The organism is Isoptericola sediminis (assembly GCF_013085345.1).
GTDB classification, from domain to species: domain Bacteria; phylum Actinomycetota; class Actinomycetes; order Actinomycetales; family Cellulomonadaceae; genus Isoptericola; species Isoptericola sediminis.
The window spans coordinates 74,220-92,196 of the sequence record NZ_JABFAJ010000018.1 but is presented as its reverse complement, the minus strand read 5'-3'; the positions used below and the strand labels follow the sequence as shown (position 1 = coordinate 92,196).

Genomic DNA, 17,977 nt, shown 5'->3' with positions numbered 1-17,977 from the left:
GCCTCCGGCGCCGGGGCGGGTCGTTCGTCGGTCGCGAACCCGGCCCACCGGAGCCGTGAGACCGAATAGGATGGCAGGCGGTGCGACGGGCGACGAGGGCGACGCCAGCAGATCCCGTCGGCACCACCGAACGGGCTCGGGGCCACCCGGGCACCACCGACCCGGGAGTACTGCGTGCCTGCGATCCTCGAGAAGATCCTCCGCTTCGGCGAGGGGCGGACCCTCAAGAAGCTGACCGGCCTCGCCGAGCAGGTGAACCGGCTCGAGTCCAGCTTCGTCGAGCTGAGCGACACCGAGCTGCAGGAGGAGACGCAGCGGTTCAAGGACCGCCTGGAGCACGGCGCCACGCTCGACGAGCTGCTCCCGGAGGCGTTCGCCACGGTCCGTGAGGCCGCGCGCAGGACCCTCGGCCAGCGCCACTTCGACGTGCAGCTCATCGGCGGTGCCGCCCTGCACGAGGGCAACATCGCCGAGATGAAGACCGGTGAGGGCAAGACGCTGGTCGCCACCACCGCCGCGTACCTCAACGCCCTGACGGGCAAGGGCGTGCACGTCATCACCACCAACGACTTCCTGGCGAAGTACCAGGGCGAGCTGATGGGCCGTGTCTACCGGTTCCTCGGCATGACCACGGGCATCATCGTCTCCGGCCAGAACCCGGACGAGCGCCGGCGCCAGTACGCCGCGGACATCACCTACGGCACGAACAACGAGTTCGGCTTCGACTACCTGCGCGACAACATGGCCTGGTCGCCGGACGACCTGGTCCAGCGCGGTCACCACTTCGCGATCGTCGACGAGGTCGACTCCATCCTCATCGACGAGGCGCGGACCCCGCTGATCATCTCCGGTCCCTCGTCCGGCGACGCGAACCGCTGGTACGTCGAGTTCGCGAAGGTCGTCAAGCGACTGACGCGCGAGACCGACTACGAGGTCGACGAGAAGAAGCGCACGGTCGGCATCCTCGAGCCGGGGATCGAGAAGATCGAGGACTACCTCGGCATCGACAACCTGTACGAGTCGCTCAACACCCCGCTGATCGGTTTCGTCAACAACGCCATCAAGGCGAAGGAGCTGTTCAAGCGCGACAAGGACTACGTCGTGCTCAACGGCGAGGTCATGATCGTCGACGAGCACACCGGCCGCATCCTCGCGGGTCGCCGGTACAACGAGGGCATGCACCAGGCCATCGAGGCCAAGGAGGGCGTGCAGATCAAGGCGGAGAACCAGACGCTCGCCACGATCACCCTGCAGAACTACTTCCGGCAGTACGAGAAGGTCGCCGGCATGACCGGTACGGCCGAGACGGAGGCCGCCGAGTTCCAGGGCACCTACCAGCTCGGCGTCGTCCCGATCCCGACGAACAAGCCGATGATCCGCATCGACCAGCCCGACCTCGTGTACAAGGCCGAGGAGGGCAAGTTCAACGCGGTCGTGGACGACATCGTCGAGCGGCACGCCAAGGGTCAGCCGGTGCTGGTCGGCACGACGAGCGTCGAGAAGTCCGAGCTGCTCTCGACGCTCCTGCAGCGCGCCGGCGTCCCGCACGCCGTGCTGAACGCGAAGGAGCACGACCGCGAGGCCGCCGTCGTCGCCCAGGCCGGGCGCAAGGGCGCCGTCACGGTGGCGACGAACATGGCCGGTCGAGGCACCGACATCATGCTCGGCGGCAACGCCGAGTTCATCGCGGTGGCCGAGATGGCCGAGCGCGGTTTCGACGCCGCCGAGGACCCCGAGGCCTACGAGGCCGCGTGGCCCGAGGTGCTTGCCAAGGCCGAGGAGTCGGTGGCCTCGGAGCACAACGAGGTCGTCGAGCTCGGCGGCCTGTACGTGCTCGGGACCGAGCGCCACGAGTCGCGACGGATCGACAACCAGCTGCGCGGTCGTTCCGGCCGTCAGGGCGACCCCGGCGAGTCGCGGTTCTACCTGTCGATGCAGGACGACCTGATGCGGCTGTTCAACTCCGGTCTGGCCGAGTCGATGATGGGCCGGGCCGGCTTCCCGGACGACATGCCGCTCGAGTCGAAGATGGTCACCCGCGGGATCCAGAGCGCCCAGTCGCAGGTCGAGTCCCGCAACTTCGAGATCCGCAAGAACGTCCTCAAGTACGACGACGTCCTGGCCCGCCAGCGCACCGTGATCTACGACGAGCGCCGCCGCGTCCTGGAGGGGGAGGACCTGCACGAGCAGGTCCAGCACTTCCTCACCGACGTCGTGACGGCCTACGTCGAGGGTGCCGCCGACGACGGCAACGCCGAGGGCTGGGACCTGGACTCGCTGTGGACCGCCCTGAAGTCCGTCTTCCCGGTGTCGATCACCGTGGAGGACGTCGTCGCCGAGGCGGGCGGGCGCGACCGTCTGACCAAGGAGATGCTTCTCGAGGAGCTGCTGTCCGACGCCCGTGTCGCCTACGCGGCGCGCGAGGAGTCCCTGGGCTCACCCGCGATGCGCCAGCTCGAGCGTCGTGTCGTGCTGTCGGTGCTGGACCGCAAGTGGCGTGAGCACCTCTACGAGATGGACTACCTCAAGGAGGGCATCGGGCTGCGCGCGATGGCCCAGCGCGACCCCCTCATCGAGTACCAGCGCGAGGGCTACCAGCTCTTCCAGGCCATGACCGAGGCCATCAAGGAGGAGTCGGTCGGCTACCTGTTCAACCTCGAGGTGCAGGTGAAGCAGCCCGGCGAGGACGCGCCCGCCGGTGCGGGGCCGCAGGTCTCGGTCCAGTCCGCGGCGGCCACGGCAGGTTCCTCGGCCGCTCAGGGCCTGGCGGCCGGCGCGGCCTCGGTCGCGGGTGCCGACGCCGTCGAGGACGCCCCGGCGGAGGAGGACGCCGCTCCCACGGAGCAGGAGATCCCGGCGGCCTTCGGCGGCTCCGAGGAGCCGACCCTCGTCGCGAAGGGTCTCGAGACCCCGCAGCGGCCGCAGAACCTGCAGTACTCGGCGCCCAGCGAGGACGGGTCCACCACCCGGACCGGGGACACCCGGGCCGCCCGTCGCGCGCTGCACGGCGAGGCGACCGCGGCGAACGCCGACGGGCGCACCTTCCCGGGGACCCCGCGCAACGCCCAGTGCCCGTGCGGGTCCGGCAAGAAGTACAAGGTGTGCCACGGCGCCAACGAGTGATCGGGCGTCCGTTCCCGGACGTCCTCACCCCAGCTCGAGCACGGTGACCCGCCAGGTGCCTCGGTGCACCTCGAGCCGGGCCGCCGCGGCGCGGACGCGCCCGGAGTCCTCGAGCACGACCGTGGCCTCCGCCGTCCCCGGGCCGAGCCGGACGGTGCGCACGCGGCGGACGGTGACGGGGCGGGTCGGTCGGGCGGTCGTCGCGGCCCGCAGCAGACGTGCCCGGTGCGCCAGCTGATCGTGGACCTGCGGCGTGACCCAACGCGCCACCTGCGCGGCGGGCCGCTCACCTCGCAGCACCTCGACCGCCGCCCGGACCACGGAGCAGCACAGGGCCGTGGGGTCGCTGGGGTGCGGTCCGTCCACCTGCCCGGACGACGCCTCGGCCAGGGGGCGCCCGGGGACCGGTGTCACCGGTGCGTCCCGGCCGACCCGGACCCGGCGCACGGGCGCGCGCCGTGCCGGCGCCTGCGGTGGCCGGGCGGGTGGCCGGGCACCAGGGGTCGCCGCGACGCGGAGCCGACGAGCTGACGTGTCGTCCTGCGGGTCGGCGGGACCGGACGTGATGCGCGGAAGGGTCATGAAGGGCTCCGTACGGGCGTGGCGGGGTGGGCGGCGTCGAGCAGGGGTTCTCAGGGCGAGCGCAGGACCTGCCCGGGCAGGATCTCGTCGGGGTCGTCACCGATGACGTCACGGTTGGCCGCGTGCCACCGGACGACCTCCGCCAGGACGTCGCCGTCCGAGGCCGCGTCCGGGAGTCCGCGGGACGCGATGCCCCACAGCGTGTCCCCGCGGACGACCACCACCTCGTCGCGGTCGGGCGGTCCGGGCCGCGCCTCGGCGCGGCCGGCGCTGTCGGCGGACCCCGCGGGGACGTCGGTTTCGAGCGGGCTGCTGGTGAGCTCGGCGGTGTGCGTCGTCGCGGGCGCGACCGGTTGTGCCGACGCCGCGGTGTCCGGGGGCGCCGGGTCGGTCGTGGACCGCCATCCGACGTCGAGCACGACGGGTGCGTCAGCACCGGGGGGCTCGTCCGCCAAAGCGCCCACCGGCGTGAGAGCCAGACCGGCGCCGACCCCGACGCCGACGGCGCCACGCGCGAGCCGGTGCACGAGCCGCGGGACCCAGGGGCCCAGCGCCGTGTCCAGGACGTGTCGGCCGTCCCGGCGGGCACGAGCGACGCAGGCCAGCGCGACGGCGGCTCCGACGGCCAGCCGGCTCGCGGCGCCGGCGCCGACGAGCAGGACGCCGAGCTCGACCCATCGCTCGATGTCGGTGCGGGCGGCCTCCGCCACCCCGCGCGGGACGATCGACTCGGCACGCAGGCCGAGCAGCGCCAGGACGGCGGCACCCCCGAGGGCGCACGCGAGGAGGCCTGCGAGGGAGAGGCCGGGTCGCGGCGCCGGCCGAGGGTGCTGGGTGATCTCGTCTGTCATCTGATCCACTCTGATCATGACGCTTGATGTCGTTTGATGTCTTCTGGTGGCACTGATCTCACCAGAGTTCGATCGCCGTGTCCAGAGCGGGCATGCTGGTCCGGTCCACCAGCCGCGCGGAGGGGTAGGTCGATGGTGTCGTCCGAGAGGTCTCGCTGGGCGCTGCTCTTCGCGGACCTCGAGGCGCAGCTCGCCGCGGGGGAGGCGGCCGAGCGGGAGGGCGCCGTCGCCGAGCTCACCCGCGCCGAGCAGGCCGCCGTCCGCTGGACCGACCGGTTGCGGGCGACGCGCGGTCCGGTGCGCGTGGAGCTGTCCGACGGAGAGGTCCTCGAGGGGCGGGTCGCCCACCTCGCCGACACCTGGATGCAGCTCGACGCCGGAGGGACCCGCGGACGGGTGCAGCATGTCGTGCCCGTCGCCGTGGTGGCAGGGATCGTGGGCCTGGGCTCCCAGGCGCTGGCGTCGCAGGCGAGGACGGACCGGCTCGGTCTCGGCACGGCGCTGCGCGCGCTGCAGCGCGACCGTGCCCGGGTGCAGGTGCGGACGACGTCCGGTCAGGTCGTTGGCCGGATCGCCCGGGTGGGCGCGGACCACCTCGACGTCGTGGAGGTCGACCGGGCGCGGCCGGTCGACCGGGTCGTCCCGTTCTCCGCCCTGCTGCGCGTCAGCGAGGCGTGATCACATCTCGCCGGAGGCGATGCGCTCGCGGGTGCGGGTGTACTGCTGCTCGATGTACTCCTCGAGCTTGACCGCCTCGACGCGCCACACCTTCTTCGGGCCGACCTGGATCGCGGGCAGCTCGCCCGAGCGGACGAGCGAGTACGCCTGGGCGGCGGAGATGCTCAGCATCTCCTGGACCTCGGCGAGGGAGAGGAAGCGACCAGCCATGCAGCCATGGTCGCACGGCGCCGTCGGTTGATCTCGCTTGTTCACAGGCGATGGTGGATGGTGGCGCGATGGCGTCTTCGTCCCGGATGATGGATCTCACCGCATCGTCGCTGGTCGCAGCGCTAGGGTGACGACCGACCGACGGCCCCGCCCCGCCGGACGCGACGACGCGACCGGCCGAACCGAAGGACCGATCCGTGAGCAACGACGCCCTGCCCTCTCCCGTCGCGCCCCGCCTGCGTCGGCCCACCTGGCGCGACCCCCGTCTCGTCGTCGGGCTGCTCCTCGTGGCGCTCGCCGTCGCGCTGGGGGCCTGGGTGGTCTCGGGCGCCGACCGCACGGTGCCGGTCTACGTCGCCGCCGGCACGCTCACCCCGGGAGAGCCCGTGGCGGCGGAGGACCTGCGTGTCGTCGACGTCAACCTCGGCGCGGAGACGGCGCGGTACCTGCGGGCGGACGTCGGGCCCCCGGCGGACCAGGTCGCCCTGCGGGTCGTCGAGGACGGCGAGCTGGTCGCCGCGGGGGCGCTCGGCCCGGCCGAGCGCGTCGACGTCCGTGCGGTGGCGGTCCCGGTGAGCGCGGGACTGTCCGAGCGGATCCGGGCCGGAGCGCTCGTCGACCTGTGGTTCGTGCCGGACGTCGCGCCGGGGTCGAAGGGCGGCGCCCCGGAGCCGGAGCCGCTGGTCACCGGTGTCGTCGTCGAGCAGGTCGACGTCTCGGACAGCGGTCTCGTCGTGGCCGACGGCGGCACCGTGCACGTGCTCGTCCGCAGCGAGCGCCTGCCGGCCGTGCTGTCGGCCCTCGGCGCCGACGGGTCGATCGCGGTCGTCCCCGTGGCGGGCGCCTGATGGCGGCGCCGATCACCGTGCTGTGCGCGGTGGAGGGGCCGGAGGAACCCGACGTCGTGGTCGCGCTCGGCGCTCCCGGAGCGGGCACCACGGTGACCCGCCGCTGCGGTGACATGACCGAGCTGCTCGCCGCGGCAGCGGCCGGGGCCGGGACGGTGGCCGTCGTGACCGCCGACCTCCCGGGCCTCGACCGGGAGGCCGTCGGTCGTCTGCACGCGGCCGGGACCCGCGTCGTCGCCCTCGCGGACGTCGGCGGGGCCGACCGGGCCGAGGCGCTCGGCGTCGACGCCGTCCGCACCGGGCCGCACGACCCGGGTTTCCTCGACGCCGTGCGCGACACCGCACCGATCGACGACCCGCTGGCCACCGGGGAGCTCGACCTGGCGTCGGTCCTCGACGCCGAGGGAAGCCCGCCGGAGCCGGGGCGTCGTGGTGACGTCGTGGCGGTCTGGGGTCCGGTCGGCGCCCCCGGTCGCTCGACGACGGCCGTCGAGGTCGCGGCCGAGCTCGCCGGGATCGGCGGGACCCGCGGACGTCGACGGCGGGGCCGGGCCGGTCGCACCGCCCCCGCGGCGCCGGGGGAGACGACGCTGCTGGTCGACGCCGACACCTACGGCTCGTGCCTCGCCGCCCGGCTGGGCCTGCTCGACGACGCCCCCGGGCTCGCGGCCGCCGCGCGCGCCGCCTCCCGGGGCGGCCTGGACCTGACGACGCTCGCCCGCCACGCACCTGTGGTCACGGGACGGCTCCGCGTCCTGACCGGCATCACGCGGGCCTCCCGGTGGCCCGAGCTGCCGGCCAGCGCCCTCGAGGTCGTCCTCGACCGGGCGCGCGACCTGGCGCGCTGGACCGTCGTCGACTGCGGGCCGCTCGTGGAGGCCGACGAGCTGCTCATGTACGACACCCACGCCCCGCAGCGCAACGGCGCGACCCTCGCCGCCCTGGAGGCCGCTGACGTCGTGGTCGTCGTCGGTGCCGCCGACCCCGTCGGCATCCACCGTCTGGTGCGTGCCCTGGAGGACCTGGCCGACGTCCCGGTCCCGGTGGCCGGTCGACGGCTCGTGGTCGCGAACCGCGTGCGCTCGACGGCGGTGGGCCCTGACCCGGCCGGGGCCGTCGCGGCGGCGCTGGCCCGCTACGCCGGGGTGGACGACGTGCACCCGGTGCCCGACGACGCTGCTGCCTGCGACGCCGCCGTGCTCGCCGGCCGTAGCCTGGCCGAGCACGCACCCTCGTCGTCCGCCCGGGACGGCTTCGCGGAGCTGGCGGGCCGGGTCCGCGCGCTGGTGGCGTGAGCGGCGTCGGGCAGACTGTCCCCATGCGCATCTACGTGCCCGCGACCCTGGACGAGCTGGACACCGCCGTGGTCGGGAGCGTGACACGCTGGCCGGTCGGGCCGCGCGGTGCGCACGCCGTCACGCGGGCGCTCGCCGGTGAGCTCGCCGACGCCGACGACGAGGGGCGCGAGTACGCGGCGTTCCTCGCGGCCGCCGACGACTCCCTGTCGCTCGTCGCGGGCCGTCCCGGCGTGCCGCCCGTGCGGGTCGTGGTCTCGGTGGACGTCGAGCAGGACGTCGTGGGCGTCGACCCCGAGGGTGCCTCGGCCTCGTCGGTGCTGGTGCTGCGCGACGTCCCGGACGTCCCGCTGGCCGCCGTGCACGTCGACGAACCCACCGCGGCCGACGACGTCCGGGCCGTGCTGGCGGCCGTGGACGCCGACGACGACGAGGCGCTCGCCGAGGCCGTCCAGCGGGTCACCGACCGGGACCTGCTCTGGTACGACCCGAGCGAGGTCGGCCAGATCCCGCGCCCCTGAGACCGCACCCTCCGCTGTGGGCATGAAATCTGCAGCCCTCGGGTACCCCGGGGCTGCAGATTTCATGCCCACAGCGGGTGAGGGTCAGCCGAGGTAGACGAGCGCCTTGTCGTGCAGCAGCCCGTTGGTGGCCAGCGCGTTGCCGCCCCAGGGTCCGTCCGACCCGTCCAGCGAGGTGAACCGCCCGCCGGCCTCGACGACGATCGGCACCAGCGCCGCCATGTCGTACAGCTCGAGCTCCGGCTCGGCGGCGATGTCGGCCGCGCCCTCCGCGACGAGCATGTACGACCAGAAGTCGCCGTACCCACGGGTGCGCCAGCACTCCCGGGTCAGGTCGAGGAACCCGTTGAGCTTGTCGCGCTCCTCCCAACCGTCGAGGGAGGAGTAGGCGAACGAGGCGTCGTCCAGCGACGAGACGCCGGACACGCGCATGCGGGTGGCGGCGGCGATGGACTTGCCGGTCCAGGCGCCGGAGCCTTTGGCGGCCCACCAGCGGCGGCCGAGCGCCGGGGCCGAGACGAGGCCCATGACGACCTCGTCGCCCTCGGCCAGCGCAATGAGGGTGGCCCACACGGGCACACCCCGGACGAAGTTCTTGGTGCCGTCGATGGGGTCGATGATCCACCGGCGGGACCCGCTGCCGGCCTCTTCGCCGAACTCCTCGCCGACGATGGCGTCACGCGTGCGCGCGCGGGCCAGCTGGGCGCGGATGAACTCCTCCGCGCCGCGGTCCGCGTCGGACACCGGGGTCTGGTCCGGCTTGGTCTCGACATGGAGGTCGACCGCGCGGAACCGGGACATCGTCATCGAGTCGACCTGGTCGGCGATCACGTGGGCCAGACGCAGGTCGTCCTCGTACGTGCGCCCGTGCCCCCGGGGACTGGGTGTCTGCTGGAAGGTGGCCACCCTCACACGGTAGCGGTCCGGGAGGTCGGCAGACGGCGGAACGACGCCAGGCGAGATGCGCGTGTCGCCGGTCCCGGGGGCTCCGGAGCGCCCGCGCGCCGCACCGTGGGTGGGTGGCACTCGATGCTCCGGGCGGCCGTCGAGTTCCGCGGGCCCCGAAGGACCGTGCCGACGACGGCTCCTAGCCGGCGTCCGTCCGGGAGGTGAGCAGGCGGCGGAACGACGCCAGGCGGGCAGCACGTGCCGCCTGCCCGTCGCCATCCTCGGCCGCCTCGACCCACTCGTCGAGCGCGCAGTCGGGGGCGTCGGCGAGGTGCGTGCACCCGCGCGGGCACTCCTCGGCCGCGGCGTCGAGGTCCTCGAAGGCGCGCAGCAGGTGCTCGGGCTCCACGTGGGCGAGGCCGAAGGACCGCACGCCCGGGGTGTCGATGACCCAGCCGTCGTGCCCCTCGCCGTCCACCGAGGAGCTCGGACCCACCGGCAGGCGCAGCGCCACCGCCGACGTCGAGGTGTGCCGCCCTCGACCCGTCACGTCGTTGACGACGCCGGTCGCCCGCAGGGCGTCGGGCACCAGGGCGTTGATGAGTGTCGACTTGCCGACGCCGGAGTGGCCCACGAGCACCGACGTCCGGCCCAGCAGGCGCTCGCGGACCGTCTCGACGGACTCCGCGTCGTCCCGTCTGGTCACCACCACGTCCACGCCGATCGGCTCGTACAGGTCGCGCAGCTCGTCGGGGGAGGCGAGGTCGGCCTTGGTCAGGCACAGCAGCACGTCCATGCCGGCGTCGTAGGCGGCCACGACGCAGCGGTCGATCATGCCGGTGCGCGGCTCGGGCTGGGCGAGCGCGGTGACGACGACGAGCTGGTCGGCGTTGGCGACCACGATCCGCTCGTACGGGTCGGTGTCGTCGGCCGTGCGGCGCAGCGTCGAGGTGCGGTCGGTGATGCGCACGATCCGGGCGAGCGTGCCCTCGCGGCCGGAGGTGTCCCCGACGACGTCCACCCGGTCGCCGACCACGGTGCGGGTCCGCCCGAGCTCGCGGGCCTTCATGGCGAGGATCTCGCGCTCCTCCGGGCCGCCGTCGTCGACCACGAGGGTGTAACGACCCCGGTCGATCCCGGTGACCATCGCCGGGACGGCGTTCGCGTGCTCGGGACGCTGCTTGGACCGTGGGCGCGACCCGTGCTTGGAGGGACGCGAGAACCGGTCGTGCTCGTCACGGGCCCGCGCCATCAGGCCAGGTCCCCCGTGCCGAGATCGAGCATCCGTGCCCAGATCCGGTCGAACCCGGGCAGGGTCTTGGCGGTGGTGGCGACGTCCTCGACCTGGACGCCCGGCACGCGCAGGCCGAGCAGCGCCGCCGAGGTGGCCATGCGGTGGTCGGCGTAGGTGCGGAACGTCCCGCCGTGCAGCGGGCGCGGGGTGATGACGAGCCCGTCGCGGGTCTCCTCGCACCGGCCGCCCAGCCGGGTGATCTCCGTGGCCAACGCCGCCAGCCGGTCGGTCTCGTGGCCACGCAGGTGCGCGATGCCGCGCAGGCGGGTGGGGGAGTCGGCCAGCGCCGCGAGCACGGCGAACGTCGGGGCGAGCTCGCCGCCGGCCTGCAGGTCGACGTCGATGCCGTGGATCTCGCCCGTGCCGGTCACGCTCAGCACGCCGTCGGCGAGCGACGCCGTGCCGCCCATCCGCTCCAGCAGCCCGGGGACCATGGCACCCGGCTGGGTGGTCGACGTCGGCCAGCCGGGCACCCGGACGGTGCCCCCGGCGACCAGCGCGGCGGCCAGGAAGGGTGCCGCGTTGGACAGGTCCGGCTCGACGCGCACGTCCCGGGCGGCGATCGGACCGGGGGTGACCTGCCAGATGCCGTCCCGGGAGTCGTCGACGGCGACGCCGACCTCGCGCAGGGTCGCGACGGTCATTTCGATGTGGGGCAGGCTCGGCAGCGTGGTGCCGATGTGCCGCAGCATCAGCGGCCGGTCGAACCGGGCCGCGGCCAGCAGCAGCGCCGAGACGAACTGGGAGGAGGCCGAGGCGTCGATGTCGACGGCGCCGCCGGCGACGTGGCCCCGGCCGTGCACGGTGAAGGGCAGGTGGGCGGGGAGCGTGTCGCCGGCCTCGGCGCCCTCACCGGTGACGCGGACGCCGAGGCCGTGCAGCCCGGCGAGCACCGGCTGCATCGGCCGCACCCGCGCCTCCGGGTCGCCGTCGAACCGGACGGCGCCGTCGGCCAGCGCGGCCACGGGGGGCAGGAACCGCATCACGGTGCCGGCCAGCCCGCAGTCGACGGCGGCGTGGCCGGTGACAGGCCCGGGCGTGACGTGCAGCGTGCTGGCGGTCTCACCCTCGGTGATGGTGGCGCCGAGCGACCGCAGCGCGGCGATCATGAGGTCGGCGTCGCGCGAGCGCAGCGCACCGCGCAGGGTGCCCGGCCCGTCGGCCAGCGCTGCGAGGACGAGCAGCCGGTTCGTCAGGGACTTGCTGCCCGGGACCTCGACCGTGCTGTCCAGGGGGCCGTCGGCGACCGGGGCGTCCCAGAGCGGCAGATCGGTCGGTGCCGGCGCAGTCGTCATGTCCCCGAGGGTAGTTGACGGCCTGTCGGCGCGGTGTCGTGTCCGGAGGTCAGGACACCTTCGCCGCGGCCTTCTCGGCGGCGGCCCGTGCGCTCTTCGCGCCGGCCCGTGCGCTCTTCACGGTGGAGCGCAGGTCCCGCTCGACCTGCTTGCGCGCGCGTCGGGCCGACGTCGAGGCGGACTTCTGCGCGGTCGTCGCGGACCGCTTGGCGTTCTGGACCGCGTACCGACCGGTCCGCTCCGCGTTGCGGACCGCGTACTTCCCGGTCTTCTCCGCGCTCTCGACGGCGTGCTGCGCGGACTTCGACGCCGACGACGTCTTCTGCGCGATGCGGTAGCTCATGCCGGGACGGCCCTCGAGGTCGATCCCGGCGATCACGGTGGCGCCGATCGCGCCGAGGTTCTTGACGAACTTGAGGGTCTTCTCCTTGCGCTCGTCGCCCTTGCTGGTGAAGGGCTGGTTGACGACGGCCAGGGGCGTCGTCAACGCGGCGAGCGCCAGGGCGGCGGTCCGCGGGGTCCGGCCGACGGCGAGCAGCAGGCCGGCGAACGCGGTCACAGCGCCGTGCGCACGGACCAGCAACGCGACCTGGGTGTCGTCGAGCCGGTCGACACCCAGGGTGTCGGTGACCGTGTCGGCGCCCTCGCGGGCGGCGTCGGTGTGCTCGGCCGGTCGCAGCGCGGTGGACACGCCGTCGTAGATGAACGGGACGGCCAGCAGGGGTCGGGCGAGACGTCGCAGCAGCATGGCCCCACTGTGGCAGAGCCGCAGCTGACATGCCCACCGATAGGCGCGATGGTTGACGCCGCGAGCAGCGATGCGGTCCGATGACCGTCGTGACCTCGGCCCTCCGCCGCAGCGCGGCGCCCGCTGCCCTGCTCGCCGCCGCCGTCGCCCTGTCCGGGTGTGCCGGCACCGTGCTCGCGCCTGACGAGCCGTCCGACGTGCGGGGCGTGGTGGCCGACGGCGGCTCGGTCGACGACGACGCCCGCGCGGGGCAGCCGGTCGTCGTGCAGGCTTCTGACCCCTACTACGAGGGGATGGCGCTGCTCACCGACGGCACCGAGGTGCTGGCGGCGGACGGCGACGCCGCGGACCCGGACGTCCTCGTGGCCGGGGTCCTGGTCGAGGTGTGGGTCGACGGGGTCTGCCAGGAGTCGTACCCCGTGCAGTGCGGCGTCGAGGTCGTGCAGCTCCTCGAGCCCTAGTCGCTCCGCGGCCGACGTCAGCGCAGCTCGACGCCTTCCCACCAGTCGGGGTGGGAACGGGGCGGACGGCGGTGCCCGAGCCCGTCACGACGGACGGCCCGGGCGGAGGCCGCGAGCGCGGCGACGGTCAGCAGGAGCAGCAGGAGCAGGATGATCGTGGTCATGGCAGCAATCATGCGATCGTCAAGATAGCGCCACCAGTGGCAGAGGTGACACTACCCATCGACATTCTGCCAATGTCCTGGGACGATGGACGGATGATCCAGAAGGTGGCCGCGGTCGTCGTCCCGGGCGTCGCCCCGTTCGAGATGGGGATCGCCTGCGAGGTCTTCGGCATCGACCGCCGGGACACCGGGGGGCCGGCCTTCGACTTCACGCTGTGCACCCCCGACCCCGGTGCGGTGCCGACCCGGGGCGGGTTCGCCGTCCAGGTGGACGCCGGGCTCGAAGCGACCGAGGACGCCGACGTCGTCGTCGCCGTGGCCTACGACGTCATGGACGACGACCACCCTGTCGAGCTCTCGCCCGCGTACCTCGACGCGATCCGCCGCGCCCACGACCGCGGCGCCTGGGTGGTGTCGCTGTGCTCGGGCGCGTTCGCGCTCGCGGCCGCCGGCCTCCTCGACGGTCGGCGCTGCACGACCCACTGGTTGTTCGCGGCCCGTCTCGCCGCCGCCGCACCACGTGCCGACGTCGACCCCGACGTGCTCTACGTCGCCGACGGCCGGGTGCTGACCAGCGCCGGCACGGCCGCCGGGATCGACGCCTGCCTGCACCTGCTCCGCACCGAGCTCGGGGGCGAGGTGGCCCGGGCCGTCGCCCGCCGCATGGTCGTCCCGCCGCAACGCGACGGCGGGCAGGCCCAGTTCGTGATCGACCCCGTCCCCGAGTCGGGCGAGTCGCTCGCCGGTCTCCTCGCGTGGATGCGCGAGCACCTCGAGCAGGACCACAGCGTGCCCGCGCTGGCGCGTCGCGCCACGCTGTCGGAGCGGACGTTCGCCCGCCGGTTCCGCGCGGAGACCGGGACCACCCCCGGCGCCTGGCTCACCCGGCAGCGCGTCGCCCGCTCGCAGGAGCTCCTGGAGCGCCCCGACGTGCCGGTCGAGGAGGTCGCCCGTCTCGTCGGCTTCGGCAGCGCCGCGGTGCTGCGACACCACTTCGCGCGGGTGCTCGGCACCAGCCCCACGGCGTACCGCCGCCGGTTCGCCGACGTCGCGTCCTGACCCGCGGCGTCGGCGGCGCGACGACGGCGCTCACCTGGTGGGAATGCACGCCCGCCGCCGACGGTTGCACCGCAGTGTGGAAGCCTGCATGACCCGAGGAGCCCCCGCACCGGCCGGGGCGCGCGACGTGACCCTGTTCTCCGTCCCCTCCGACCTCGGCGGGGCGGCGGCGTCGAGGTCGGACGGACGCCGCACCGCCTGGCCGCGAGAGCTAGGCTCGAGAGCGATGAGCACCCATGACGACGCGGAGACGACCTCGCCGGCCGAGGACGAGGTCGGCGAGGACACCGAACGCGCTCCCGACGAGGAGTCGGCCACCGACCGGGTCGCGCGGTTCGAGCGCGACGCGCTGGAGTACGTCGACCAGCTGTACTCCGCGGCGCTGCGCATGACCCGGAACCCGGCCGACGCCGAGGACCTGGTCCAGGAGACGTTCGCCAAGGCGTTCGCCGCCTTCCACCAGTACAAGCCGGGGACGAACCTCAAGGCCTGGCTGTACCGGATCCTGACCAACACCTTCATCAACAACTACCGCAAGAAGCAGCGGCAGCCGCAGCAGGCGCAGACCGACGACATCGAGGACTGGCAGATCGCCCGGGCGGCGACCCACACCTCGCAGGGCCTGCGGTCGGCCGAGGTCGAGGCCCTCGACCGGCTCCCGGACTCCGACGTGAAGCGGGCGCTGGCCGAGCTGCCGGAGGACCGCCGCATGGTCGTCTACTACGCCGACGTCGAGGGGTTCCCCTACAAGGAGATCGCGGAGATCATGGGTACACCGATCGGGACCGTGATGTCCCGGCTGCACCGTGGACGACGGCAGCTGCGCGACCTGTTGTCGGACTACGCGGCTGACCGAGGACTCGCCGGAGCACGCGGAGGAGAATCATGATGAGCGGGGACGTGACGCCCATCCCGCACGAGCCCGCCGAGGGCGAGAGCGAGTGCGAGCACGCACTGCACCACCTGTACGAGTACCTCGACTCGGAGATGACCGAGGCCGACGAGGACCGCATGCGCGCGCACGTCGCGCACTGCTCGCCCTGTCTGGCCGAGCTCAGCGTCGAGGAGCTCGTCAAGAAGCTCGTGAAGCGGTCCTGCGCCGAGCAGGCGCCGGCGACGCTGCGGCTGCGCATCCACGAGCAGCTCACCGTGATGCGCACCTCCGGCTGAGCGCACGGAGCACCACCGGGTCCGTGCCGAGGCACGGGCCGGGGACGACGACGGGCCGGCACCCTGCAGGGTGCCGGCCCGTCGTGCGTGGTGACGTCCTCAGGCGTTGGGACGCTTGCCGTGGTTGGCGTTCTTGCCCTTGCGGGCACGACGCTTGTTGCCGCGCTTGCTCATGATTTCTCCTCACGAGAAGGTGTTCGGGGGTCGCACCATGATCCCACAACCGCACGTCCACCCGCGTCATCGGCCAACGGAGGCAGCATGAGCACCGAGTCCTGGGCGATCGCCGCCCCGCAGACCGTCGAGATCACCGGGGTGGGCGGCCTGTCCGTCCGGCTCCAGGACGGTCGGGTCGACGTGGCGGTCGACCCGGAGGCGGAGCACGTCACGCTGGAGGTCGCCGAGGTCGGCGAGAAGCCGCTCCAGGTCGACCGTGACGGTGACCGCCTGCGGATCGGCTACGAACGCTCGATGGTGGAGGCCTTCGTGGCCCGGGTGCGGTCGCTGGGCAGCTCGGAGCGGGCGGTCGTCCGCCTCACGGTCCCGCCCGGGGTCCGGGTCGACGTCGGCACGATCGAGGCCGACGCCGACGTCAGCGGCACCGCCGGGACCGTGGTCAAGACCGTCACGGGGGCGGTGCGCACGGCGGGGACGTCGGGGTCGCTGTACCTGAAGTCCGTCTCCGGCGACGTGGCCGCCTCGGGACACACCGGCGACGTGTCCGCCCAGGTCGTCTCCGGTGCCCTGGCGCTCGAGGGGGCCCTCGGCAGGGTCTCCACGAGCAGCGTGTCGGGTGCGGTGGCCGTCACGGCGGCCGGCACCGTGCCGATGGTGTCGGCGAAGTCGGTCTCCGGCGACGTGGCGATCCGGCTCGACGAGGGCACCCCCCTCAGCCTCAAGGTCCGCGGTGCCGCGGGCCAGGCCGTGGTCGACGGCGAGGTGCTGCCCTCGACCACGCGCACCCTGTCCGTCGACCGCAGCGAGACCCCGACCGACGGGCGCAGCATCGCCTACGTCACCGCCGCCGTGACGAGCGCTCGGGTGATCGTCTCCCGCGGCTGAGCCACGGCCGGGTCGCTACTCCGTGTCGTGCGGCAGCCCGAGCCAGGCGTGCCACCCGGTGTGCAGCACGAGCCAGGCCATCAGGCCGTAGCCGGCCTGGCCGGGGTAGGTCGACCCGGTGGTCGCCAGGTCGGCGAGCCACTGCTCGTGCTGGGCCAGCGGCGTGTACGTGTCCACGTAGGGCACCCGGCGACGGCTGGCGACGTCGGAGAACGCGGCCGAGAGCTCGGCGATCCGGTCCCCGTCCTCCGGCCGGCCGGGCGGGGGACCGACGACGAAGGTCGACAGCCGACGGTTGTCGGCGACGTCGAGGATGTTGGCCAGGTTCAGCCGGGAGCGCGCCACCGACAGGCCCGAGTCGACGTCGTGGCGACCCAGGGCCACCACGAGCCGGTTGTCATGGGTCGAGTCCGGGCCGAACCGCGGCTCCGTCTCCGCCTCCCAGCGGGCTCCGAGGGTCGACGTCGTCTCGCCCGGCACCGCCAGGGTGAACGTCATCGCCGGGCGGTCGAACCGGGTCCGCGCCAGCACCCGGCCGGTCCAACCGAGCGCGCGGCCGTCGCCGACGCCCACGGCGAGCTCGTCGCCCACCACGCAGATCCGCACCTCGCGGTCCGTCACGACCTGTCACCGTCCCCTGCCGTGTCCCAGTCTTGCGCCGCCATTGTTCCGTGACCTGGCACGGCACGGCATGATCCCACGCCGTGGCGTGCGGTCACCCGGTGACAGGGAGGCGTCCCCGCCGGGTTCGTGACGTCGTGCCGGGGACCGGCGGTCAGGGCGTGGTCCGTCACAGCAGGGTGGCACCCCAGCGCACCTCGTGCTCCTCGCCCGGGGACAGACGCACGAGCCGGTCGCCGGTGTTGAACGCGTCCGCGTAGCAGCTCATCGGCTCCGCGGCCAGGCCGAGACGCTCGTGCCCGGTGATGTGGTCGGCCGAGCAGACCTGCCAGCAGTCCATCGAGGTGTCCGCCCAGACGGCGGCGGTCCGGCCGTCCGGGCAGCCGAGCCGGCACCAGGACAGGCCCCGCTCGTCACGGGTCGCGCCGACCCAGGCGTCGTCGAGGTCGAGCCCCGCCAACGAACGCGTCGTGCGCAGGTCGTGGTCGCCCGCGACCGGCTCGACGCCGGTGGGCAGCAGCCGGTCGTCGACCGTCACGTGCTCGGTCGCGTCCAGGCGGACGGTGCAGTCGTCGAGGTCGGCCCCGCCCGCGGAGAGCCAGGGGTGGAACCCGACCCCGTACGGCGCGGTGCCGGTGCCGACGTTGCGGGTGGTCACGCGGACCTCGAGGCCCTGCTCGGCGTCCAGGGCGTAGCGCACCCGGGTCGTGAGCTGGAACGGCCAGCCCTTCTGCGCGGGCAGCGCCAGCTCGAGCGTCACCGCGTGGTCGGCGACCTCGACGGCGGACCAGCGGTACCAGCAGCCCAGGCCGTGCAGCGCCGTTGCCCGGTCGGGTTCGCTCAGCGGGAGCTGGTGGGTCTCCCCGTCGTCCGTCGTGTAGCGGCCGTCGCGCAGCCGGTTCGGCCAGGGCACCAGGACGGCGGCGTTGAAGACCGGCGCCGGCTCGTGCTCGTCGAAGGGGACGAAGACGTCACGCCCGTCCACCGAGTACTCCCGCACCATGGCACCGACCTCGGTGATCGTGGCGCGGTGGGTGCCGGCGGACAGGCGGTACTGGGTGCCGGACGGCGCGGGCGCCGTCGCGGGGAGCTGGCTCGTGTTCACGG

Annotated in this window: 21 protein-coding genes; 10 read left to right on the top strand and 11 right to left on the bottom strand. The window is 73.7% G+C overall.

Features of this window, described 5'->3' with window-relative positions:
- Positions 1 to 174 precede the first annotated feature (174 nt).
- A complete protein-coding gene (gene secA / locus HLI28_RS09965; RefSeq protein ID WP_171247366.1) occupies positions 175 to 3,123 on the top strand; it encodes a preprotein translocase subunit SecA in 2,949 nt (982 codons plus the stop codon).
- Positions 3,124 to 3,147: 24 nt separating this feature from the next.
- On the opposite strand, the gene HLI28_RS15285 is transcribed toward secA, so the two are convergent.
- Both HLI28_RS15285 and HLI28_RS09955 read right to left on the bottom strand, forming a co-directional pair.
- Entirely contained in the window at positions 3,148 to 3,705 is a 558-nt protein-coding gene (locus HLI28_RS15285) for an Rv3235 family protein (protein WP_216077585.1), read from the bottom strand.
- A gap of 50 nt (positions 3,706 to 3,755) precedes the next feature.
- Positions 3,756 to 4,556 carry a LysM peptidoglycan-binding domain-containing protein gene (locus HLI28_RS09955; protein ID WP_171247365.1) on the bottom strand — a complete coding sequence of 267 codons (801 nt, stop codon included), beginning with the start codon at positions 4,554 to 4,556 and terminating at the stop codon, positions 3,756 to 3,758.
- A 132-nt stretch (positions 4,557 to 4,688) separates the two neighbouring features.
- Here HLI28_RS09955 and HLI28_RS09950 point away from each other — a divergent pair, with 132 nt between their 5' ends.
- The gene (locus HLI28_RS09950; RefSeq protein WP_171247364.1) at positions 4,689 to 5,234 is read left to right on the top strand and encodes a hypothetical protein; all 546 of its coding nucleotides are present in this window, start codon (positions 4,689 to 4,691) and stop codon (positions 5,232 to 5,234) included.
- Here the strand turns inward: HLI28_RS09950 and HLI28_RS09945 are convergent, their stop codons facing one another.
- Positions 5,235 to 5,444, bottom strand: coding sequence for a helix-turn-helix domain-containing protein (locus HLI28_RS09945; RefSeq protein ID WP_171247363.1), 210 nt, complete (start codon positions 5,442 to 5,444; stop codon positions 5,235 to 5,237).
- Positions 5,445 to 5,641: 197 nt separating this feature from the next.
- Here HLI28_RS09945 and HLI28_RS09940 point away from each other — a divergent pair, with 197 nt between their 5' ends.
- Genes HLI28_RS09940 through HLI28_RS09930 form a run of 3 tightly spaced genes read left to right on the top strand, consistent with a single transcriptional unit; the run spans position 5,642 to position 8,108 of the window.
- Entirely contained in the window at positions 5,642 to 6,292 is a 651-nt protein-coding gene (locus HLI28_RS09940; RefSeq protein WP_171247362.1) for a CpaB family protein, read from the top strand.
- The gene (locus HLI28_RS09935) at positions 6,292 to 7,587 is read left to right on the top strand and encodes a CpaE/TadZ family protein (protein WP_171247361.1); all 1,296 of its coding nucleotides are present in this window, start codon (positions 6,292 to 6,294) and stop codon (positions 7,585 to 7,587) included. The genes HLI28_RS09940 and HLI28_RS09935 overlap by 1 nt, the downstream gene beginning before the upstream one ends.
- Before the next feature lie 23 nt (positions 7,588 to 7,610).
- Positions 7,611 to 8,108 (top strand): DUF6912 family protein, encoded by a 498-nt coding sequence (locus HLI28_RS09930; protein ID WP_171247360.1) that lies wholly within the window; start codon positions 7,611 to 7,613, stop codon positions 8,106 to 8,108.
- Between the two features lie 84 nt (positions 8,109 to 8,192).
- On the opposite strand, the gene hisN is transcribed toward HLI28_RS09930, so the two are convergent.
- From hisN to HLI28_RS09910, 4 genes are all read right to left on the bottom strand, one after another.
- Entirely contained in the window at positions 8,193 to 9,014 is an 822-nt protein-coding gene (gene hisN, locus HLI28_RS09925; RefSeq protein WP_304603358.1) for a histidinol-phosphatase, read from the bottom strand.
- Positions 9,015 to 9,195: 181 nt separating this feature from the next.
- A complete protein-coding gene (rsgA, locus tag HLI28_RS09920) occupies positions 9,196 to 10,248 on the bottom strand; it encodes a ribosome small subunit-dependent GTPase A (protein ID WP_171247359.1) in 1,053 nt (350 codons plus the stop codon).
- Entirely contained in the window at positions 10,248 to 11,585 is a 1,338-nt protein-coding gene (aroA, locus tag HLI28_RS09915; protein ID WP_171247358.1) for a 3-phosphoshikimate 1-carboxyvinyltransferase, read from the bottom strand. Before aroA ends, rsgA begins: the two co-directional genes overlap by 1 nt.
- Before the next feature lie 49 nt (positions 11,586 to 11,634).
- Positions 11,635 to 12,333 carry a DoxX family membrane protein gene (locus HLI28_RS09910; protein ID WP_171247357.1) on the bottom strand — a complete coding sequence of 233 codons (699 nt, stop codon included), beginning with the start codon at positions 12,331 to 12,333 and terminating at the stop codon, positions 11,635 to 11,637.
- Between the two features lie 89 nt (positions 12,334 to 12,422).
- On the opposite strand from HLI28_RS09910, the gene HLI28_RS09905 reads away from it, so the two are divergent.
- Positions 12,423 to 12,794: a hypothetical protein gene (locus HLI28_RS09905; RefSeq protein ID WP_171247356.1), complete on the top strand. Its 372-nt coding sequence runs from the start codon at positions 12,423 to 12,425 to the stop codon at positions 12,792 to 12,794.
- Positions 12,795 to 12,811: 17 nt separating this feature from the next.
- Here HLI28_RS09905 and HLI28_RS09900 read toward each other — a convergent pair whose 3' ends face one another.
- Positions 12,812 to 12,958 carry a hypothetical protein gene (locus HLI28_RS09900; RefSeq protein ID WP_171247355.1) on the bottom strand — a complete coding sequence of 49 codons (147 nt, stop codon included), beginning with the start codon at positions 12,956 to 12,958 and terminating at the stop codon, positions 12,812 to 12,814.
- Positions 12,959 to 13,051: 93 nt separating this feature from the next.
- Between HLI28_RS09900 and HLI28_RS09895 the strand changes: the two genes are divergently transcribed.
- From HLI28_RS09895 to rsrA, 3 genes are all read left to right on the top strand, one after another.
- Complete coding sequence (locus tag HLI28_RS09895; RefSeq protein ID WP_171247354.1) at positions 13,052 to 14,017, top strand: helix-turn-helix domain-containing protein; 966 nt, start codon at positions 13,052 to 13,054, stop codon at positions 14,015 to 14,017.
- Between the two features lie 88 nt (positions 14,018 to 14,105).
- Positions 14,106 to 14,906, top strand: a complete 801-nt coding sequence (locus HLI28_RS09890; RefSeq protein ID WP_281357635.1) for a sigma-70 family RNA polymerase sigma factor — start codon at positions 14,106 to 14,108, stop codon at positions 14,904 to 14,906.
- Complete coding sequence (gene rsrA, locus HLI28_RS09885) at positions 14,906 to 15,187, top strand: mycothiol system anti-sigma-R factor (protein WP_171247352.1); 282 nt, start codon at positions 14,906 to 14,908, stop codon at positions 15,185 to 15,187. Before HLI28_RS09890 ends, rsrA begins: the two co-directional genes overlap by 1 nt.
- 99 nt (positions 15,188 to 15,286) lie before the next feature.
- On the opposite strand, the gene HLI28_RS16045 is transcribed toward rsrA, so the two are convergent.
- Entirely contained in the window at positions 15,287 to 15,361 is a 75-nt protein-coding gene (locus tag HLI28_RS16045; RefSeq protein ID WP_369810841.1) for a 50S ribosomal protein bL37, read from the bottom strand.
- A gap of 87 nt (positions 15,362 to 15,448) precedes the next feature.
- On the opposite strand from HLI28_RS16045, the gene HLI28_RS09880 reads away from it, so the two are divergent.
- Positions 15,449 to 16,249, top strand: coding sequence for a DUF4097 family beta strand repeat-containing protein (locus HLI28_RS09880; RefSeq protein ID WP_171247351.1), 801 nt, complete (start codon positions 15,449 to 15,451; stop codon positions 16,247 to 16,249).
- A 15-nt stretch (positions 16,250 to 16,264) separates the two neighbouring features.
- Here HLI28_RS09880 and HLI28_RS09875 read toward each other — a convergent pair whose 3' ends face one another.
- Together HLI28_RS09875 and HLI28_RS09870 are read right to left on the bottom strand one after the other, a co-directional pair.
- Positions 16,265 to 16,870 (bottom strand): GDSL-type esterase/lipase family protein, encoded by a 606-nt coding sequence (locus HLI28_RS09875; RefSeq protein WP_343035770.1) that lies wholly within the window; start codon positions 16,868 to 16,870, stop codon positions 16,265 to 16,267.
- A 169-nt stretch (positions 16,871 to 17,039) separates the two neighbouring features.
- Positions 17,040 to 17,975, bottom strand: coding sequence for an aldose epimerase family protein (locus tag HLI28_RS09870; RefSeq protein WP_171247350.1), 936 nt, complete (start codon positions 17,973 to 17,975; stop codon positions 17,040 to 17,042).
- Positions 17,976 to 17,977: the final 2 nt, after the last annotated feature.

Coding starts and splice junctions, on each gene's coding strand:
- aroA (WP_171247358.1), bottom strand. CDS start 11,585: ATGACGACTGCGCCGGCACCGACCGATCTGCCGCTCTGGGACGCCCCG.
- HLI28_RS09930 (WP_171247360.1), top strand. CDS start 7,611: ATGCGCATCTACGTGCCCGCGACCCTGGACGAGCTGGACACCGCCGTG.
- HLI28_RS09910 (WP_171247357.1), bottom strand. CDS start 12,333: ATGCTGCTGCGACGTCTCGCCCGACCCCTGCTGGCCGTCCCGTTCATC.
- HLI28_RS09935 (WP_171247361.1), top strand. CDS start 6,292: ATGGCGGCGCCGATCACCGTGCTGTGCGCGGTGGAGGGGCCGGAGGAA.
- HLI28_RS09955 (WP_171247365.1), bottom strand. CDS start 4,556: ATGACAGACGAGATCACCCAGCACCCTCGGCCGGCGCCGCGACCCGGC.
- HLI28_RS09945 (WP_171247363.1), bottom strand. CDS start 5,444: ATGGCTGGTCGCTTCCTCTCCCTCGCCGAGGTCCAGGAGATGCTGAGC.
- HLI28_RS09880 (WP_171247351.1), top strand. CDS start 15,449: ATGAGCACCGAGTCCTGGGCGATCGCCGCCCCGCAGACCGTCGAGATC.
- HLI28_RS15285 (WP_216077585.1), bottom strand. CDS start 3,705: ATGACCCTTCCGCGCATCACGTCCGGTCCCGCCGACCCGCAGGACGAC.
- HLI28_RS09895 (WP_171247354.1), top strand. CDS start 13,052: ATGATCCAGAAGGTGGCCGCGGTCGTCGTCCCGGGCGTCGCCCCGTTC.
- rsrA (WP_171247352.1), top strand. CDS start 14,906: ATGAGCGGGGACGTGACGCCCATCCCGCACGAGCCCGCCGAGGGCGAG.
- HLI28_RS09890 (WP_281357635.1), top strand. CDS start 14,106: ATGACCCGAGGAGCCCCCGCACCGGCCGGGGCGCGCGACGTGACCCTG.
- HLI28_RS09900 (WP_171247355.1), bottom strand. CDS start 12,958: ATGACCACGATCATCCTGCTCCTGCTGCTCCTGCTGACCGTCGCCGCG.
- rsgA (WP_171247359.1), bottom strand. CDS start 10,248: ATGGCGCGGGCCCGTGACGAGCACGACCGGTTCTCGCGTCCCTCCAAG.
- HLI28_RS09950 (WP_171247364.1), top strand. CDS start 4,689: ATGGTGTCGTCCGAGAGGTCTCGCTGGGCGCTGCTCTTCGCGGACCTC.